Source organism: Acidithrix sp. C25 (assembly GCF_904848545.2).
Genome location: NZ_CAJHCI020000006.1, coordinates 837,598 through 858,343, shown reverse-complemented (window position 1 = coordinate 858,343; position 20,746 = coordinate 837,598). Strand labels below are relative to the sequence as shown.

Here is a 20,746-nt window from a genome sequence, read left to right as displayed (position 1 = left end):
TCTTTCATAGCTGCATCTCAAGTGCCTGCCGCACAAGTCCCATAACGTATGGCAATTCACCTTCGGCCTCAAGGGCGACTTCAACGTCTCCATTGCCGTTGTGACCAACACCGCTCACGTCGCGACAAACGCCACGCGGATCATTAACTTCGTGCAACTCCAAATTCAGAAAAATCACCAAACGATTGAAACGAGGCACGACATCCACAAAGTTAGTCTCGGCTTTGTAAGCGATATACGATTTCAAAACTTCCTCTATAACACAGGGGTCAAGAGCCAAGACCTCCCGCCGAAAAATATCAAATAGTGCGCGTGTATTGCCACTAAAGGGGAAATCATTTATAGCGACATTATGGACGCTCATCGGTAGCTTTAGCGAATCAGGTTCAACCGTACTCGCAGGAAGAATGGGAAATTCCCAAACTTTGACTGCCAAATCAGCGAGCCTTCCAGCCCTCGCCTTAATGGCATTCTCGTCCCAATGATCGAGGTAGCGAATATCCGCATTAAGTTTGATGGGGCTTTGGGCAAAGCCTCCACTCATATCCCGCTTCTGTAGAAATGGCCGATCACTGTACTCAGAGTTATAGCCCGTAAGAGTTAGGTTTCCAAGCGTATGCAACCACTTTTGCTGAATTACTTTCCAATCTATACCCAGGTCATCAATCCATTCAGTTGAAAGGTTTTCATTCTGTGGAAGGATATGTTCGATGGTGTAGGAGTCAACTAAAACTGGCTCTTTAGAACCATCGTTTTCAATACGACGCAGCCAATAACTACGATTTCGAAAATTATACAGGTCTCGTGTTTGAAAATCGCGGTGAAACTCCTCGCTATTTGGGAAGCGACGATATGACGGCATCGCCAGAAATTGCGCCTTGACACTCTCGAGATAGCGCTCTTTATTCAGCGACTTTGCTAATGTAGCAAAGGACTTGTTCATGGAGTTAGTTGGAATCGAGCAAACATTACGGCGAAATACATATGACTCAACCAAACGGACAATCTCTACGAGGTCACTCTTAGCAAGTATTCCCGCTTGGTAATCGTGGTACAATTCCAATAAAAATGGATAGGCTACATCCACTTTTAATTCACGAAAGTCGTGGAATGCCTTAGCGAGATCGGATTCATTCTCGGTGCCTAGGGCCATTGCACAAAAATAATTGGCGTACGAGCGAATATCACTTACCAGAGTAGGCACACCCATCTTTGAGATTTGAGGCGAGCGAGCGTAAGTCTTGAAAACTTCATAGACCTTATCTTGACGTGGAATGTTGCCAGTCTTTACAGTCAGAAAGTGACGCATGAAACCGTCGAAATAAAGGTCGTATGCTTCCTGACCAAAGTCGACCTCAATTTGACGCCAATAGAGGTCATAAAGATATTTTTGGAGTTGCGGCTTGACGCCCATAAGTAAGAAATTGCGAATTAGGTCAGCTTGACTCAACTCGCGTCCTGTGGAGTTCATGCTTTCAAAGATAAGCTGGGGATTATCATGGCCATGGCTTAGACCAATTTCAACAACCATCAATTTTGTCAAGCCCTTTATTACCGATCGAAGTTCTCCCTTCATCTCAGAAAGCTTCGTTTCGAAGAATTCAAAGTTTCTAGAAACTTTTATGGAGTAATCATTTGGAAGTTGAATACCTTTAATTACGGCTATCAATGTGGCCTTATCGGTTTGAGTCAAGATCAGCTTGAAATGCCGTTCCCCAGATTCTTCAGGATTAACTAAATAATAATTTCGAAGCTTCGACGGGGTGAAGTCACTCAGCAATTCATCATCGTGGAGATTAGTCATCTCTGAAACCTTTGCCAAAGCAGCAATGAGTAGTGTGATGGTGGTAAGACGTTGTTGACCGTCGATTACCAAAACGGGCGAAAATCCCGCGAGGGTGTTATCGTCATCTTCAATATAAACAAGTGAACCAATGAAGTGACCCGAGTCGGTCTCGCTGTCTCCGGCACGAATTATATCTTCAAGCAGCTGTTGGCATTCACGTTCAGTCCATGAATACATTCTTTGATAAATCGGTATCTGCAGCTGCTCGACTTTTTTGAGAAATTTGAGCAGTTGAGCCTCTTTCGCCTTCATCAGAAACCTTTTCGATCGTTATACCGTTCCAACCAATTCATTGATCAATAACAGTGAATAAAGCTATTTACCAAGATCGTAGGACGCGGAACTCGTAATTACGTCCAAGAAAATTGGCAGTTGTTCTTGCAAGGTACGATTCAACTCGAGCGTAACTAAAAGATCGAATCTCGCAAAATACAAGCCAACGGTGGAAATCTTCATTCCCACGTGTTGCGCCATTGCGGCATATCCCAGGACTTGGGCCCAATCAAGATGCTTATAGCTCAGCTTGGAATAAGTCTTGAAATCAATCAGGTGATCATCGTAAATAAGATCAGCATCTGCTCCCTTTACTACTTCACTCAAATTACCAAAGTTTGGATTCAGCCAAGCATGTTCAATCTCGGTTGAGTGAGCAAAGGATTCGAAGTAACACGCCAGTTGTTCAACGTTGGACGCTAGGGCACTGCCAGTAACCGTAGAATTTTGCGAGAAATACCGGTAACCTTTCGAAGTACCTTCAGCCTGGAGTTGATGCAATGCGTAGTCAAGTACGTAAGGCGATCCTGTTCTGTAGAAAGAATCTAGCTCTGCAAGGAATAGTGCGGCGTTCGAATACTCGCGCAAGAAACCAGATCCTGAAGCAAAACTCGCTTGTATGCTCATTGCTCGCTGCCATTGGAAATTCAAGAGCGACAGGACAGCCGTATCATTCTTGTAGACGAGCGCGAGGCCTTTTTCCCTCTCTTCGCGTTACAAATCTGATGAGCGCATAATGTTGGCGCGAAGATTTTCACGTAACTTATCGGTATGACGAGCGTTATTAGTCCAGTTGATGGAAAGGTTTGATCGAATCGAATCAGCTATAACTTTTGCATCCTCCGAATGCGCTACCACGTCAATGAGCATGGCGAGGCCGAGTTCACAGGCCAAAGGATAATTAGTTATTCTTTCAGCACCAACCGTTCGTTCAATTTGCGCACGTGCTACATAGTCAAATGCGGTACCCACTTTTCCGCTTTCAAAGGATTCACCAATTCTGGAACCTTGATCTCGGAATTCCAAACTGCCAGCGCCATGGGATATCCGTTACGATCGGTTAGTTGACTTTTGAGGCTACTGAAGAAGTTGCGAACCTCTGCATCTCCATTCAAGATACGACTGAGCGACATCTATCTCCCCCATGTTCTGTTATCGGGACAAAGATCAACTTAGCTGTCTTATAATTCATCTAAAGCAACTACTGCCATCGAGACGGCCACCTAGATCCAAAATCGAACATGTAAATCTCGATCCCATGGTTGGTGACGAAATCAGCAACGAAATTGATGGTGACCACGAGGCGGTAGAACTGGATTTGAGCGTCAAATTCAATTGGGGGAACGGATCGATGGGATCATTTGATCCACATTTAACGAGTGCTATTCCATCCAATCCCCGCTGATAATAATCAAAGGCCGTCGTATATTTCCAACTTAGGCAAACACTCGAATGATAGGATTTCGAAACGATGAACTTCTATTACAACTTTTATGATCAAGCTAACGACTCTGAGGGACGAGCTTTTCGAACATTAGCGGAAGCACTAGAAACCGACTCCAAAGAGCGTGGGGTTAACTGGACCGTATTTTTCAATCATGAACTCAACAGGACGCCTAGTAGTCACGACGTTCAAAACGTCGACATGGTGATTATAAGTGAATGTGGTCTTTGGATTTGTGAGCTGAAAAGTTTCAGCGAGTACACGATGAGGACAGACGATGACTTAGTCGCTAAAGCAGTAAACCAGACCATAAGCATGGGACGTATTGCGAAAGGAATGGTCGATAACGCACTTAGGTCACTTGGCCAGAAAAGCAATGAATTTTTCAGAGCCCACCTTGTCTTCGCGGCTAATCTCAAATTACTAAACGCAATACACAAGAGTGACCAAATCATCATCACCGACCTACAGAGTCTCGTAAAGGAACTTCGATCAGCATCTAAGGGCAAGTTTAACTCCGCTCAGATTGATAGTATTATTGCTCAATTGAACAGGGGCCCTGTTCCTAAAGTCCCTATCAAGAATGTACGGATTCCGCGATTTCGTGAATTTAAAGCGAACTCTCTCGTGAAAAGTCTATCGCACGACTTTACGCGGATTTTCCGTGCGCAGCAAATCCGCTCGGGCGAGGAAGTACTTCTCTTCGTCTATGATATCGGATATCGTAACGATGTCAAGGATGGCCTTGCGTTAGCGCAACGGGAATCCAATGTTTACATGCATCTTCAAAAGTGCAGGTCCGTCGCCCGTATTGTGAGTCAATTCTCGCAGGCCGACTACCCGGGCGAGATAGCCACATTCGCTATCGCTTCAATGAGGTCCGAACGCTCGTTGGAAGATAAAAGGTCGTATTCTAATCTGAATACGGACGAGCGAATTCTCTTCACCAAGGAGTGCCTAACAGCACTAACGGAGATCCATCAGACAAAAGTGCCTTCGAACCCAAATGTTAGGGTGTTGCATAGGAACCTATCACCTAAAAGTATTTACATCAGCACCGAGGGTCTCTTCCCTGTAATCTACGACTTTGCACTAGCCGGTCTAGATCCAAACAGTACGGTCGTTAGCATTCAGCCAAGCGAAGTCTTGGAAGGATCGTATGCACCATCTACATATTTGGCACCGATCATTCGAGAAGTAGGCCTTCTAGCGGCATCCGATCGAACTGATAACTATGCGATGGCGAAAATACTGCTAGACACGGTCTTGAAGCAGGGAACCGAAACCGGTGACGAAAAACTTGAATTGGCCCGGATGGCCCTTCAGCAACTTTGCAACGACGCCACATATCAAGATGCGAATATTGACCTAGTCATCAAAGACCTCTCGGCACTGGCTGAAGCAAAATCGTCTCCCGCTCCACCATCCTACATTAATGACCCCGTAGACCTATGGGACAACGGTACAGTCGTTGCTCTAAAGAGCAAGCCTTCGCAAAGGTACAAAATCGTAGCACGCTTGGGACATGGCTCCGAATACATATCGTTCCGCGCAAATGCCGAAACAGAAAAGGCTTCGATCCAGCGAAGCGTGGTTTTGCGAGTTCCTCACCACGCGTCCCAAGACTCTAGAAGTCTGACAGCCTATCGAAAAGCGTCGCTTTTAGACATCGAAGGTCTACAACGAATAAACGAGGTTGAGGAACACCAAGATCCAAGCGCTGTTGCGGTAATTAGCAGCTATGTCGACGGATTTCCGCTAATCGACGTTCCCGAGATCTGGTCAGATATTGCCGCCGATGCAAAGGTGTCATTTGAAAACCTAGTGATCACTTGGCTGAAGTTCGGACTTAAAGCTCTCAAAGAGCTTTCCCGTCAAAATCTCGTACTGCGAGACGTAAGCCAACAAAACATTATCGTCAACAACAAATCTGCCACCTTCATTGACCTTTCGGCGATCGACGATTCTCCTTCAATTCCAGATCATTTGACCCCTGCAAACTACATACTTCGGGAGGACAGTGACGGTACTTATCTGCCAGTCGACGACTTCAACAGTTTTATCTCGAGCTACAAGAAATTGCTTGATGAAATATTTCCGTATCTTCAAGAAAGCACCAACGAACTTACTATCGAGAGTGCAAAACCGAAACTCTTCGCACTCTACAGGTCTATTACCCAGTCAATTTCGCTGACTATCGATAGTTACGAAGCGTGCTTGAATCAACTTATAGTTGAACTGGACGAAATTGCGAGTGCGAAGTACGAACCTAACAACGACCATCTAATGAATCTGCTCAGCTTCTATCCGGGTTCAAGATTCGGTAATAGCGAAACACGAGGCATAGATGAAGAGATTTCGAGACAAACTTACGTTCCCACGCGGTTAGATGATGAGCTATATGAAAAGGTAACAAGTGGCGAAAAAAATTTAGTTATCCTGCTTGGCAACGCAGGTGACGGAAAGACCGCCGTACTGCAGCACCTACTAAAAGAGATATACGGAGAGGACCGAAACTTTAACTCGCGAGACCGTATCTTCATTGGCGAACTTGACAGCAACAGAGAATTGTACGTGAATTTCGATGGTTCAGCATCCCATAAAGGCAGGTCGGCACAGGAGCTATTGAAGGAGCTTTTTGAACCCTTTAGCAAAGGTGCTCAGCCGTACACTGGAATCAGAATAGTAGCAATTAATTCGGGCCCACTTTACACTTGGGTCGAACATAATCGGGACGAACCCGAGTTCGCAGATCTTGCCGTGTACATCCAAGAGTACCTCGAAAACGGCCAAACAAACTCGTCATCGGACTTTGATAGCTTCACTTGGATCGTCGATCTAAACGAAAGATCGCTAGTTGGTTCTATCCATAAAGGTCGTAACGACTCAAGTATTCTAAGCGAAATGATCAAGCAAATGGTTGATCCTATTAATGGAGACGACAAATGGGATGCATGTAGAGAATGCAGCGCACAAAGCAGATGTACAGCTTTCAACTCCGTTCAAACCCTGCGTGGTCAAACCGATAAAAATGGCGATATCGTCGTTCGAAAGATAGAGGAGATAGCGAGGATCGTTCACCTTAGAGGTAAGTTTCACATAACCACAAGAGTTCTAAAAGGTTGGCTCAGTTTCGTTCTCTTTGGAACCTATTCTTGCAAAGAATTGCAGTCCAACGAAGAACTCATTCCATCTCCGATGGCGGAAAGGCTCTTTGGTGTCGTCAATGAAGTCGGGAAGGCTATCCGATATCCGAGTGAGACTGTTCAAGGCGAGATCTTCGAAGAGGTCAAGCTGCTCGATCCAGGATTAGTTCCCAAGCCGATTTTAGATAGAGGTGCACGGTTCGAAGAGAAAATTGAGAGCTACAGGCGCGCAGAGTTCCTTTACCCGAGATTTAGCGAGATTGGATTAACCTACGAATTGTCGGGGTCCATAGAGGCGTCGCTCTATCAGAAGATGGTTAGGGCCATAGTTGATCGCGATCACTCAGCCATTCAATATTTCCTTAAACTACTCCTAGAGGGACTCGCCCGAATCGACGATCTTCCGAGTAAGGCTTTTAGGGACCAGAGGTACATTCCACTTAGAATCGACACCGTAAATCCAATTGAATTGGTCATTTGGTCCGAGATAGCCATTGACGAATTCGATCTATCACTCGGTAATATGGCCGATGTTCAAAGCGATTCTTCCTTAGAAAAATTACCCAATAAAGTTATACTCAGACACCGTTATTCGGATCGGTCGACAACTTCCACCCTTACTGTCGACTTAGAAACTTTTACGAATCTTAGGAATGCCCAACGACGTCTTCACCTTCCTCCGACGAGCGGGGGCGGGGGGTCATTGACGAATCTCAGGATCTTCCTCCGACAGCTACAGATGCACGAGATCAAAGAGTTATTCGTTCTAGACAACGAGGATAGTGAAAAGGTATTCAAAGTATCCACGCAACTAAAAAACGAAGTTACACAACTGAAGATGGTCGAGGTTTAATATGGTAGTTTCCAAGGACATCCGCACTAATCTACGCGATAGCCTCGGCAGAAAGCTTGAGAGAGCAGTGTGGTCGTCAAACGCTGATTCACTTCTTCCAATTCAATTCAACTATGTTGACCTAAAAGCCGTTGTACCGGCAGTACTTTACATTCTTCGTTTTGGAGCGCGACCTGGAAAAGGCTACTTCACAACCTCATTTGTCACAAAAGGGGATTCGAGCGGGAGAAAGGACAAGGTAACTGCTAATGATATCGCTGATCTGCTCCTTGCCGATGAGAATCGAGCCTACTTCTCTGTTGAAGTCGATGAAAAGGTTGCCCACAGGGTGATTTCGAATGCCCTATCCGGACTGGTATTTCAGAACACCAAAAATAGGCGCGGAACTAACCACGCGATCATTCGAACTCTTCCCAATCACTTCATGTCCGCCAAATTTGACCTTCCGGAGCGAGTTTCCCATCTTCGAGGGATCCCAGAAATCACGGTATCGGCGATAGTGGGCGATAGCCGAAAACCAAGTCGACCATTTATAAAAAACGCCCTTCAAATGACGAGCTCGAAAGAGTCATTTAACAACTATGGCTCAAATTTACTTTTAGCAAAATTTGCCCGGGCGATAAAGGTAGACGAGAGTAGGTCCGCTGCTAACACCGGAAATCCTCGCGAAGATATCGATGAAGCAGAAGCTATCGATCTAGAGATAGATCAACTCCTTCAGGTAAGGGTCGCACAGTGTTTAAGTGGTTTCCCGAATAAGCAGACATCAAATGGTAAGACCTTTGAGCCGTTTTCAGTAGTGACTGAACGCCAGTGGCGAATCTTTTCAGAAGACCTCCGCCACTTCATACGGTACTTCTCTAAGAATCTCAGCCGAAATGAATTCACCGCCGCACTTGAGATGATGATCGGCGTCAACCTCTTTGCGATGCTCAATTCGTACATCAAAATAATGAATACATGGGCGATGAGCGGCGAGGTACTAAGCCACGACGATCAAGCTCCTTACCCAGTCTTTATTGATTGCTCAGGTGGAGACAACAGAACCATCCGATTACTTGCCGAAAATTCTTGGGAGAACCTCTCGCGAAAGATTGCATCTGCAACGACGGCGATAAAGGGCTTCCAATTCATCGAACACCTCCTTGGCGAAGTTGGTGGTGGAAGCAAATTGAAACGAGACGACGACAATTTCAGTGAAAAGACCCCGAGAGAGAAACTTGAAGCCGCGGGCGAAGTTCTCACAAACAATAACCACAGGGTCAATACCTATATCGAAATGAGAATGGATCAATTCCTCGACTCAGTTTCGAATGAAACGATCGGTGAACCTCTAGGAAGTTTATATCGGATGGAGGAGCACATAGCCTTAGGCGCAGGACGAGTTGTAGCCGACCTAATGGGCACGACGCCTACGGTTCAAAGGATGATTGGCGCAATGAAGGACCTCCTACATGAAGGCGAAGGGCCGACTGCATCCATGATTATATGGCGACAAACCCGCAATAAAGGTAACGGCAACTCGAAGAGCAAGGTAGCACGCGAAGTAGTTGCATCGGACATCTTCTTGGAAACATTTGTACATCGACTACTGATTGACCCAAATAGTGGTATTCCTCGAACTCTAACTGTCAGAAGGTTTATCGATGAGATAGCGAGTCGTTACGGACTAAGCATCGACGCAGACCCTGCTGCAAACAGTTATTTGCTCACTGAAAATAGAGGTTACCTCGAAGAGCGATTACGAGCACTCGGTCTATTAGTAGGTGTAAACGACTCTGAAAATATGAAGATTCTGCGCCCAAGGTTTCCCCTCGACGATGCGCTTGAGCGATAGATCTGGCTAGGTGAGAATTTAGATGAAGGAATCCAAGTTGAACGTTGCAAGTCTTACTGATACCGTTATAAGGTTGGCGGATACCGCCGAAAAGGGCGCCGTTGCATACCTACGCACCAGCGAACCCACACTAATCAATCGGCTATGTCTCGAGCTATCCGCGACTAAAGGTAATCGCGTTAGGGATTGGAATCTTTTTGTTGTCGACGATACCCCTGACCAACGGAGTTCCTTTGTAATTCTGGGAGATGAAGCCGTAGAGCTGCGTGAGACAAAGGATCAAGCTCTAATTTTCATTATAAATGACAAGCACCAAGAGAGCGGATTGGATGGTATCTTCTCCGCAGGACGAGAGATTTCCGAAGTTGACCTTATTGATGAGTATCGTAAAGCATTACTCGATATATCTCCTCTGAAGGGATACTTACACCACGTAGATCTCGCATCCAAGTATTCAAAGGAGGTCGCCATTGCCGTCGGCCGACTTGAAGTTGTAGAGCTCATAGAGCATTCGGGTAGTCTCTCACAATTCTTAGAGAATCTGTGGCGTATCGGACTATGGCCAATTGCCGGTGACACGCCCACCAACTTGGTCGATCGGTATTTGGAGATATCTAAAGCACTTGTCAAAGACCTATTACGGGTTAGCTCAAACTCTGCGATGCCGACAGATCGTCTCAGATCCCTAGATATCATTCCCAACGGTAATGAAGAAGACCTTTTGCTGGTTTCGAAGTTTATTTCCGAGTGCGACAAAGGTCGAATGCAGGATGTTTTTATCAACAACCCTCTCGATGACAAATTTTTCGTCGGTAACTGGAAGCTCGAGCTTGTCGAACAAGAAGAAGTGAGCGAGATATTCATAGAAGCTTGGCGCGGCAACAACGGTAAGGCGACCCCATGGTCAGGATTATCCCAGGATGGTAACGGCGAACTCGAATACATAATAAACGCCGAGGATAACAGTACCTCGAAGGATCTCACCGTTCGGTGGACGACAACACCAAAGACCATTAGAAAAGGCGGAGTTCTCTTCAATGTCGAGCTATTTGTTGGCGACGAGTCAAAGGCCAACTGGGAAGTACTGAGCAGTGGAAAAAATCGAAACGACTTCAAAATCAGAGCAGATGTCTTTGAGATCGAAGCTGGCGATAATTTCGATGCGCGCGTGGTAGTTTCGTTTCGCGATACAATTCGAGAAGAGACCGAGACCTTCATCGTAAGAGATGGAGATTCCACTAAAAAGAGCGGTACATCGTCGAATCGGACTTACCGAACGATCAGTGAATTTTTGCTAGAAGCAGAAAACTCCGATGCATTTACAGATGCACTGAAAGAACCATCTGCGATCGCAACGCTCGGCGAGCGCGAGATCGTCCTACTTTACCGCGACTCAAAGAAGCCTATAAAAGGGAAAATTAAATTACCCTGGGGATGGAGGCGATGTTGGCAACTTCTTGAACAAAATGACTTTAATCTCGGAAAGTTCACGATGCTAATGAGTGCGGCGGGCAAACTTCTCCCATCATCGCTCGAATTTAGACCTATCGAACTCGATGAGGTCAATAAGGTCGATTCTTCGATCTGGAATGCAGTGGTCAAAAGGCTTCGATCAGCTGACAACGTATATGGTTGCCACTTAGCCGATAGCCAAGAGGCAATAAATAGATTTGCGAACCTATGGAAGGAAGGCGTCGAGAAAGACGCCGATGATCTGGCCCTCGTCAACACAATCTCAGTTCTCGACGAATCAGGCCGTATCAAAGCGCTGATACTCCTACCGGAAAGCCCAATTAGGCTCTTATTTAGAGTCTACTACGACCAATTTATCGAATTTCTCTCGCGGGAGGGAAAGGGAAGTGAGCTCAAATCTATCTACGAATCGGTAAGCGGAAATGGCTTCCCGATCGTATTTCCTACTTTCGATCAAAACTCGCCATATGGAGTTATGCGCTCGTGCGAAGCCTTGGACATCAATACGCAATTACTGGTAGCTCCTGATATAACTGACGATAGTTCTCTACCGACGCAGATACGGCGATACTGGTATTCCGACGACCAAGATAACTTTGAAGCAGTCGCTGACAGCATGTGGCAGGCCGAACAGATATCAAAGGAGATAGCCGCGACGCGATCTGTTCAAACCAACGAAGAAAATCAGTCTTCGTTGGTTGACCTCACCTTACTCGCGTCCTTTGGGGGCGGCGACGGTGGAACCCTCCTAACTGCATTAACAATGTCTCGAGAAGGCAAGGGAGTATCAAATCCGAAACAAATTGAGCCGGATGAAACGACGCCTTCATTTTCGCTGGGCATGTTTCCTTCAATCGCACGCAAAGATTTGGCTAACGAATCGATGGAGCTCGACTCTATTGCGGGAAAATTCGAAGATCTATGGGAGTTGGCTAGGAAAAGCAAAAATGAAGTTCCACAAAAATATCGGTGGATCTTTGAGAGACCTAGCCGAAACACGAGGAATCCGGGCTTTAGCCTTACATGGAGAAAGGGTGATCTAAAAGAAAACCCGAATGAACTCGGTGGAGGGAGCACCGAACTATATCACTTAGCGATATTTTTTTCTGTCGGGAGTAACGCTGCATTCGCCTTGGAAGCCAAAGAGATGAAAATCAACCGTCCGAGGTCACTTCTATATGGTCTAGTTCGAACTTGGGATACGCAGAGGATTGCCACCGACGGCAAAATAATAACAGCCACATTTTACGACGATCTTTCGAACGCAGAAAGATTCGATAACCGTCGAACAAAAAATAACCTAGCGGACGTACTAGGCACCCTAGAAGAAAAAGTAAGGGAACGAATCGGCGGCAACGGGGAGACAATTACGTTCGTAAAGACTATCTCCGACCAAGAGCAAAACTTTATCATCGATGCACATCGATACGCCGAAAAAGTTGTAATACTCGACTCAGGGGCCATGGAAGTCTACCGTAGTAGGGGAGTAACGAATGGCGAATATCTAATAGGAGAGACTATCGCAAATGGAGCCACGGTTGTACAGTCATCCATCTCAGCAGTTCGAACGTCATCATTGCTTGCAATTGGCTACAAGCCTTCAATGGATTCATGCGAGGTCGCCAACAACGCCGAGAGCGCTGTACGATTCACCATCGCGGCCCTCCAAGAAATTCCCGGAAGTTCTCAGATCTATTACACTGACAGAAACGACCGATCTGATCCGGCGCTCAGCTTCGTCCTAGGATACACCGCCACTGTTCAAGATAAATCGATCGTTGGAGCTACAGCGAACGAGGCAGCAGTGTTAATCCCGCTAATCGATCTTCCAAATTCGATGAGAAGCAACTTGAGTCAAAATTTAGTTGAAACGTCTTTTGCCGTTCTTCGCATAAAGGGCAATGCAATCTATCTTGGATTGACACTTTCGGCGACTGAGAAGACGTTCGCTAGCGGTGCCTCCGCAATACGCGATTTTATGGACGAGTGTCACAGCCTTTGGGGGTCTGTCGTTTCCTTAACCTCTTCCCGGAAGCGTTGGAGCGATAGAGTGGCTCTCGCCAAGGTCATTGAACAGCAAATCGGAAGATCACGATCGGAACAGCTAAGGCCGCAGCATTACAAAACTATTCAGGAAAAGTTGGCGAGCCTTAGACAGTTACAGTGTGACACGATACCGATCGAGTTCGACGACACCTCTATGGATACCGTGATCACAATCGACTTCAGAGTTGGAACAGACTCCGACGTGAACCTTCGCTATATCGAGATAAGTAGTGAACACGTAGTTGATCGGTTTATTCAACGCAGTGCGTTCCAAGATCATCTCTACATCTCTCGCTCCAATGACTTAATTGACGGCGATACATTCGGTGTCACTAATCGCACGGAACTCGAAGTAAGCGACCAAGGCTTCATCGATGATACAGAATTCGAGATCTCTGTGACCAACGAAAACGTTGATTCCACAGCGATTGAAGTCAGTGGATTTACAGAAGACTACCTTGAAAAAGCAAATCGCCTCACAAATCCGATCGATCTAGTTACGATCGATCTAGTTACGATCGAGACGCCAGGTAAGCCAGACGTAGAAATTCAACATTCCGACTTATCTACTTCCGAGCCTTCAACCCTCGAACCCACAAATATAGTTGATGGCGCTGGAGAAATGCCCTTACCACCAATTCACCCCAAAGAGATCTCGATTGAAGTGGGTAGTTCTCGGAGCGGAGAGACTGTAATTTGGCAACCATCCGTCTCCACCAACCCCCACATGATCGTTACGGGATTATCTGGCGTAGGGAAAACTACCTTCATTATGGGCGTGGTGAAGCAGCTGAAGGAGCAAGGTATTGCCCCAATCGTAATCTCTTTCCACCAAGACGTCGATGAGATAATGGAGGGGTTTTTCGGTAACGAGATGAATGTCTCAGACATCAACAATGCCAGCTTCAACCCGCTTTACTTTACGGAATCTGAGTTACAAACCAACCGATACGTCGTCAACGATATCGCAAATGGAGTCAGTGGCATGCTATCTCTTCTATTTCCCAATTTAGGAGATATACAGATTGGTCAATTCAGAGAAGCCATCAAGAAGCAGTATCCCAAGGACTTGGCAAGCGACTTCGATGAGTCGAATCAGCCAACATTGCTCGACGTTTTCAAACGAATGAATCGATCAAGCGACATCGACAAAAATCTTATGACTAGGTTGCGCGATCTATTTAGCTACGAATCTCTGTTTGAAACAAACAGCGGCCGCAGCTTCCTCCACTCTGACCATGCAACAATCATTAAATTGAGCACCATCAATAGTGAGGTTGCCCGTCTCGCCCTTTTAATCTTTTCGATCGATGGAATCTATAGAGAGATGACGCGACGAGGGGTCATGAAGGAGATAACCCATGCCCTAGTTATCGACGAAGCTCACCTGATACGTAACTTTGATCGAATTCCACGCCTTGCACGGGAAGCCCGAAAGTACGGAGTGTCGCTCGTACTCGCATCGCAAAGATTCAATGACTTCGACGACGACGTGACAGCAAACGCAGGAACTGCAGTATTTTTCAAATCAAACGAAGATGATGCGAGAAAGGTTGCTAAGCACATAGAACATAGTGATCAACAAAAAGAGATTATTGACATGGTACGCAGCTTAGAAAATCACCATGCGATATATTACAGCGGTGGAGGCTGGCAAGAGATCATCACTCTGAAGCGGTATTAATTCCGAATTTAAATCGGAGAGATTTTCATAGCCAACCGACTGGGCGACCGGCTACTACAGCTCGCGTGTTACGAAGTGGCGTAGCTTGTCGTCCAGATTACCGTCAACTATGCATACTTTCCTGGTCGCACGAGTTATTGCACGAAAAAGATGCCCCCTGCCTTCGGGGTCGTTTAGCAATCCTGATGCATCCACTACAACCACGTTGTCGAATTCGAGGCCTCGCACATCGATCGTAGTAGTTAGGATAAGTCCAGTTGCAGATGTTTCAAACTCTTCGAGGCGTGTCACGTACCCGACGCCAGCGGCTTTGAATTGACTCCTTAATTTACCGACATTATCAGGCGAAGTGATAACCGCAGTCAGCCCGGAAACTTCGATACTATTACAAAATTCTTCGACGCAACTAACGATGCTTCTTCTATGACCGTACCGAAGGTAATAAACGCCATCGTCATCGAGCTCATTATCGATCAAGTTAGAAAACGAAAGTTTGTTATCGGTTCGACTGATTGCGCTCCGAATAGCTTCCGCCAACATTGATACGCTCCTTGGGACACGAAAAGATAATTCGAGAGATACCTCCTGAGCATCTTGAATATTGAGAAGATCCTTAAGTTCGTCGATACTTTCAACACCCACTCCGCTTGAACTTTGGTTCAAATCTCCGGCTAAAGTAAAGTTGGAATCTGGGATTATTCGTCTAATCAACAAAAGATCTGCTTTACCTAGATCTTGAAACTCCTCGATGATCACGTGACCGAAGTCTTTGAAGCGGATTGATTCTCCATTGACTTCCAAGATCATCGAAAGTAATACCGCCAATTCAGAATTCGAAAAGGGCTCCTTTTGAGAAACTGACCCACCATAGTATTGATCTATTTCCGCATCAGTGAAGTACGGTGCAAGAAAGCTCTTTCCAACTCCGGGTACGCGGAGAAACTCCTTCGCGATTTTAGAAAACCGCTGAATGGGCAGAAATACATTATCCAGCACCCTCTTAGAGCTAATTTCTTCATCCAAATGATCCAAAGAACTCTCGCCAAAGCGATACCGCGTTCGCGTATCACCTTCTGCAATCTTAAAGTGCTCTTGTATTATTTTCTTTAGTAGAATCTGCCCGGATCCAAATGGCTCTTGCGTTACTCTCATTCGTCCAATCAAGAGAGAAATATCTAATTGATCGACCCGGACTAAGGTTCCGCGAACATCCAATTCAATCGATTGCGGCCTAGCGTGACTCCAAATAAAGTCTCTAACCGCGTCATGGAAGCGGGGGTCTAAGTGCATCGATACTTGAAATTCTTTGTCGAATCGTGTACCTTCGAATTTGATAGATTCAAACTCACTGATGACTTGACGATAAAGCTGCTCGAGTGTCAGTACCTGAATGTATCTTTTGCCTTCACTCTGAGTTGATCCATCGACTACCTCCGCCAAATGACTCGAATAGTTTTCAGACGGGGCGAGGACGAGCGTTCGGATGCGCCGATTATTTGCACCATATAGATACATCGCTCTATGAATGGCTACTACGGACTTTCCAGTTCCAGGTCCGCCAGTAACAATCAGCGATTCAGTGCTTTCCGCCGAGACAGCTAGATATTGATCAGGCTGCAATGTATTTACGTGATCACTCATTTTTCCACTACGACGTCTTCGAAGGATCGTGGAGAGAGTCCGTGGTGCGCGCACTTTTCGCCCATTGGATGCATTCGATTGCTGACTACCTGTAACATTCGGTGAGCCGACCACCGAACTTCCCGCAGAATCGTTTTGCCTTAAATGAGCAGATCTGATATCGAGACTAGAATCCTTGATCGGTCTTACCCGAGGTGTGGCTGCGACATTTCGATTCTCGATCTTATTCGGTTTTTTGTCGAAAATCGTTGCACTCCGGGGAGTGGCGTAGTCGAGTCCAAATGGAACCTCTATAGCCGATATTTTGCGCTCTTCAAAGGTGAATGTGGCACTCATTAGAAAGTGGTTTCTTTGTTCGTCCTCAGCAAGGAAGAAGTTCTTCGAGACTGGGGCTCTCCAATCCGCCACCACCACCTTGTTTTCTTTATCCCATACGGTTGTCCTACCAATACGAATCTCGTCGTTTCCGCCGCCGTCGTTGAGAACTACCTTTCCGTATAAAAACTGATCTTCACGAAGGGCTCCATCTATCACCTCCCGTCTATTTTTGCGCTCCTGGTAGAGGTTGGTGTTTGCGTGTTGATTCGCTCCGGCCGTTACCCCCTCCGAGAGATCAGCCTTCGTTTGGGCAGCAAGTCTTCGAACCTTTTCAAGTACAAGGTTCTCTATTCGCAGTAGATCACTATCCTCCAAAACCACTACTCCTACTAGAAGACACCGCTATGAAATGCTAGGAAACTTCCAGATCAATGACCAATTTGGGCAAAATTTCTATCGAAATCCAATCGCGTTTGGATTCAACTCCATCAAGCTGAGCCAATTCAGATTTGCGATTTGATATTTTCGTTCTTTGTCCTTTGATATAAGTCTCGTTCGAGCTGTTGAGAATCGACTTCTCAAGTTGTTCAATCTTGCTGCTGAGCACTATCCTTTTTCGCGATAGTTCCGCAGCCCTTCGAGAATCCAACTTTGCCTGTTCCTCTGCCTCTTCACTTCGACGCCAATCCATCTCCATATCCTCTAATTTTTCAAAGATGAGATCCGAATAGGCAATTGCCTCTCCCTCGCTCGATTTCTCAAATGCACCGTCGGCTAATGCCGCCATTAGTCGCATTCCCACCTCGGGGACGTATTCGTAATTATCCGCCCGAACGGCAAAGGCAACTAATTTACTGAATTCGCTATTAGGAGATTTCGCCAAGCAGACTTTGACCAGGTAACTGCCCTTGTACTGGTCATAGGGAATTCGAATCCTCCCATACCTTCCAGAAATTGCTTCCATATTTCTAAAACAAACGCGGGCACCCTGAACAAGAGGGTGTGTAAGGTCAACGTGGTCGTAACCATTTTCTATGGCACGTTGCGCGTCAAAAGAAATGATTACCTCCGAATCGCTTTTTACTGCAGTGTCGAATTGTCGGTTACTTCTTTGGAATCGGGAGACGTAACTCCTCGCGTCGTCGTCTAATCGCACGGAATAAATACCAGGCCTTCGATTAGGTCTCAGTGGCGAATTACGAACTCGCCTTAGAAATGTTTCGACAAAGATACGAATCTCATTTGGCCCTAAATAATTGCCACGCCTCTTTTGATCCGCTTCGAAACCCTTTACAAGTAGGCGGTCAGTATTGACCAGAGCCTCAGCGCTCTCGGTTGCTTTCATAGCTTCGAAATTTGTAAGACGAGCTTTTTCGAATTGAGCTATACGTGCCTCTGAATCCTCAGGTGAGATATCAGGACTCCACATCTCTGATATATCCTCATTTGTGAAGGCAATGTGCCCGAGAATCTCCTCGTGTCCTCCGACATATGACTGGAACACGCCCAGTCGGTCGAAAAGGCGCATATAGATATTGTTGTCGATGGTGTCCTTCACTGACATGTTGAAGATATGGATCTTTTCACTCTTCTGTCCAAATCGATCAAGGCGACCGATCCTCTGTTCTATCTTCATCGGATTCCAAGGCACATCGTAATTAACCATGGCCGTGCAAAACTCGAAGTCCAGACCTTCGCTACCAACCTCTGACATAAGCAAAATTTTGAACGTGCCTTTTCGGAAATCGTCCATTATCTTCTGGCGAGCTTCGGGCGCCGTTTTGCCATACAGCAGCCTCACGTCGAAATCGTCTGCGAGTCGCTTTTGAAGGTACTTGAGAGTTCCAGTAAAGAATGAAAAAATGATCAACTGTTTATCATCCTTGGCAGAGAACTCTAAGATCCACTCCTTGAATTTCTCGTACTTCGAATCGGTGGCTTGCAGTGAACTCGCGTAACTCATAAAGTTGTCTAGATGCTCCATGAAAGATTCGTCTCGGAGCAACTTAATCTCCTCTTGCCCCGCCATTTTGGGAGCGTCCTTTTTCTCGTCATCGGAGCGATCGTCCTCTTCGAATTGGTCGTCAATCGAGAGTGCGTCTTCAACTGACACAGCGTCACTGTCCTGCGACTTGTAAGACTGCGCATAAAAAGGTTCCCACTTCTTGGTAGCAGCCTCGACAAACGCAGGCATACAACTTGCTGCAAATCGCAGCGGCATTTGAGCAACGTACCCGTATCGTCGTCCTAGGACGACACAGCTCCTCTTGAGTAGACGAATGTATTCGTCATATATTTGCTTCTCGCGCTCGTTCCACTCAACTTCAAGAATCTTGACGTCGCGTACTACCGGATTTTCGGTAACCTCTCGTCTGCGCATACGAGAAATCTCAGAGGCGAGTGGGGAGAGGGAGACGATCGAGTGTCGAAGCCGGACTTCGTCTTCAGGACTTATAACGCCTTGAGCAAGAATCTGTTCGATTCTTTTAAAGTCACCGCTCTTTGCAGCGGCTGCCCCAACTTCCGTCTCAGATATCTCAACCAACTTCGCACGAGCTTCATCTCTTTCGAACTCCGATGATTCAACAAACTTTACAAACTCATTCACCATCTTGACGAAATCGAGAATGCGTCCGAAGACTGAACTCTCCTCGTAAGCATCGGGCCTTAAGAGTCGCATTAGGTTATGAAGGTCCTTTGAGTCGTTATTGATTGGAGTTGCCGAGAGAAATACAACACTCTCCACATCATCCAATAGGGCCTTAATAGTCCTAAACCCTTTGGTTTCACTGTTTCTAATATTGTGGGCTTCATCTAGAATAACGAGATCAAAAAGATCCGATTGTTCGTCTAAAAGCTCTACTATCTGGTCACTGAACCTTCCGCTCCTTATTTTTTCGAGCGACACGACAAAATAATGAGATGCTGCTAAGCGCCCAGGGCTACGCAAGTAAAGTGACTTCAATTCCTCATCATTTAGGTCGCGCAGAATGTAGCCGAAGCGGTTCCTCATCTCAGCCTTCCACTTAGCTACGAGGTTGGAGGGACAAACGACGAGTACATTCTTTGCCGAACCGCGCTGATCAAGTTCGCGCCAAATAAGTCCTGCCTCGATCGTCTTTCCTAAACCGACTTCATCAGCGATCAGAATGCGCTGACTATCGCCAATCAAAAACTTCAAAACCGGCAGAAATTGATAAGGGATAAAGGTTGTAAGGGAGCTGAACGCTGAATAGAAGAGATCGCTAAGAACCTGGTCAATCTTTATGAAAGTTAGTGCTGCCGCGGTATCAATGTTGTGCATTGGATTTTGGCGAAGCCAGGATCTGACGTCGTTCGTGTCCTCGGGGATATCTTCAAGCTCGTCTTCCAAGAACCGATTAGAAGCACCAGTTGTGGATCTACATCTGTACTGCCAACAATTGTCTTCGGCTCGCCACGATCTATCAACAACCTTTAGAAGGTCTCCCGAGCCACGGCGTTGCACTCCATCATCTATGTCGTACTTAGGTTTGGATGGAATAGATTTCCCGTCCTGCATCGCAGTCTCGAAGTATGTTCGAACTTTATCGATCTGGTCACCATCTAGTGGCTTACCATTTGCATCTTCAACACCACCATTCGAAAAGTCGACAACTAAAAGTGATACCGATACGTCTTCGTAGAGAACATAAACACCATCAGGAATTTCTCCTGGTGATAAGGATGAAAAAAGGCTCGAATCATCGAAATAGGTGTTGCCGGATTCAAACTCCGAAGTTTGGCGATCCGTCGCTACGAGCGATATATATGTTTGTTTAGAGCGAAGTTCAGCAGCAATGTTACCCGCCGACAAAACGTTGGAGAAATATATTGCCGCGCCTTTTTCGAGCGAGGATAATAAATCTAATTTCGACACAATCAACTACCGCCTATTGGGGTGATGGTCCCTGCCGCTGGGGTCTTAGCCGCATCACCAATTACCCCTAATTTATCATGGCGATGTTCGATTTTCTGGGACTGGGCATTTCAGAATTGAATTTTATTAATCCTGATCTACTTGTAGCTGGTGTGTAGCTGAGTATTTATTTGAAACCAACCTGTTCGCTTTAGGCAAAGGCACTGTCAGCGAATTCGAAGTTACCACGGGCCACAAATTTGCTTATTTTATCATTCGCTTCAATATTGGATTACAGTCTCTATCGA

8 protein-coding genes are annotated in these 20,746 nt (G+C 46.1%); 3 read left to right on the top strand and 5 right to left on the bottom strand.

The window, feature by feature from the left end; translation table 11 throughout:
* Positions 1 to 4: 4 nt before the first annotated feature.
* From ACIDITHRIX25_RS72865 to ACIDITHRIX25_RS72855, 3 genes are all read right to left on the bottom strand, one after another.
* On the bottom strand, positions 5 to 2,098 hold the full coding sequence (locus ACIDITHRIX25_RS72865; protein ID WP_201732564.1) for a DUF262 and DUF1524 domain-containing protein: 2,094 nt from the start codon (positions 2,096 to 2,098) through the stop codon (positions 5 to 7).
* 63 nt (positions 2,099 to 2,161) lie between these two features.
* On the bottom strand, positions 2,162 to 2,746 hold the full coding sequence (locus tag ACIDITHRIX25_RS72860) for a hypothetical protein (RefSeq protein ID WP_201732563.1): 585 nt from the start codon (positions 2,744 to 2,746) through the stop codon (positions 2,162 to 2,164).
* An 87-nt stretch (positions 2,747 to 2,833) separates the two neighbouring features.
* Complete coding sequence (locus ACIDITHRIX25_RS72855; protein ID WP_201732562.1) at positions 2,834 to 3,145, bottom strand: hypothetical protein; 312 nt, start codon at positions 3,143 to 3,145, stop codon at positions 2,834 to 2,836.
* A 445-nt stretch (positions 3,146 to 3,590) separates the two neighbouring features.
* On the opposite strand from ACIDITHRIX25_RS72855, the gene ACIDITHRIX25_RS72850 reads away from it, so the two are divergent.
* The 3 genes from ACIDITHRIX25_RS72850 to ACIDITHRIX25_RS72840 are packed head-to-tail and all read left to right on the top strand — an operon-like array spanning position 3,591 to position 14,602.
* Positions 3,591 to 7,562 carry a serine/threonine-protein kinase gene (locus ACIDITHRIX25_RS72850; RefSeq protein ID WP_201732561.1) on the top strand — a complete coding sequence of 1,324 codons (3,972 nt, stop codon included), beginning with the start codon at positions 3,591 to 3,593 and terminating at the stop codon, positions 7,560 to 7,562.
* A 1-nt stretch (position 7,563) separates the two neighbouring features.
* Positions 7,564 to 9,399 carry a methylation-associated defense system protein MAD7 family protein gene (locus tag ACIDITHRIX25_RS72845; RefSeq protein ID WP_201732560.1) on the top strand — a complete coding sequence of 612 codons (1,836 nt, stop codon included), beginning with the start codon at positions 7,564 to 7,566 and terminating at the stop codon, positions 9,397 to 9,399.
* 22 nt (positions 9,400 to 9,421) lie between these two features.
* Positions 9,422 to 14,602 carry an ATP-binding protein gene (locus ACIDITHRIX25_RS72840; protein ID WP_201732559.1) on the top strand — a complete coding sequence of 1,727 codons (5,181 nt, stop codon included), beginning with the start codon at positions 9,422 to 9,424 and terminating at the stop codon, positions 14,600 to 14,602.
* A gap of 54 nt (positions 14,603 to 14,656) precedes the next feature.
* Here ACIDITHRIX25_RS72840 and ACIDITHRIX25_RS72835 read toward each other — a convergent pair whose 3' ends face one another.
* Both ACIDITHRIX25_RS72835 and ACIDITHRIX25_RS72830 read right to left on the bottom strand, forming a co-directional pair.
* Positions 14,657 to 16,936: a UvrD-helicase domain-containing protein gene (locus ACIDITHRIX25_RS72835; protein WP_201732558.1), complete on the bottom strand. Its 2,280-nt coding sequence runs from the start codon at positions 16,934 to 16,936 to the stop codon at positions 14,657 to 14,659.
* A 37-nt stretch (positions 16,937 to 16,973) separates the two neighbouring features.
* A complete protein-coding gene (locus ACIDITHRIX25_RS72830) occupies positions 16,974 to 20,459 on the bottom strand; it encodes a helicase-related protein (protein WP_201732557.1) in 3,486 nt (1,161 codons plus the stop codon).
* Positions 20,460 to 20,746 lie beyond the last annotated feature (287 nt).

Excerpts from the sequence above, each read along its gene's own strand:
- ACIDITHRIX25_RS72865 (WP_201732564.1), bottom strand. The coding sequence starts at position 2,098 with ATGAAGGCGAAAGAGGCTCAACTGCTCAAATTTCTCAAAAAAGTCGAG.
- ACIDITHRIX25_RS72860 (WP_201732563.1), bottom strand. The coding sequence starts at position 2,746 with ATGAGCATACAAGCGAGTTTTGCTTCAGGATCTGGTTTCTTGCGCGAG.
- ACIDITHRIX25_RS72850 (WP_201732561.1), top strand. The coding sequence starts at position 3,591 with ATGAACTTCTATTACAACTTTTATGATCAAGCTAACGACTCTGAGGGA.
- ACIDITHRIX25_RS72845 (WP_201732560.1), top strand. The coding sequence starts at position 7,564 with ATGGTAGTTTCCAAGGACATCCGCACTAATCTACGCGATAGCCTCGGC.
- ACIDITHRIX25_RS72840 (WP_201732559.1), top strand. The coding sequence starts at position 9,422 with ATGAAGGAATCCAAGTTGAACGTTGCAAGTCTTACTGATACCGTTATA.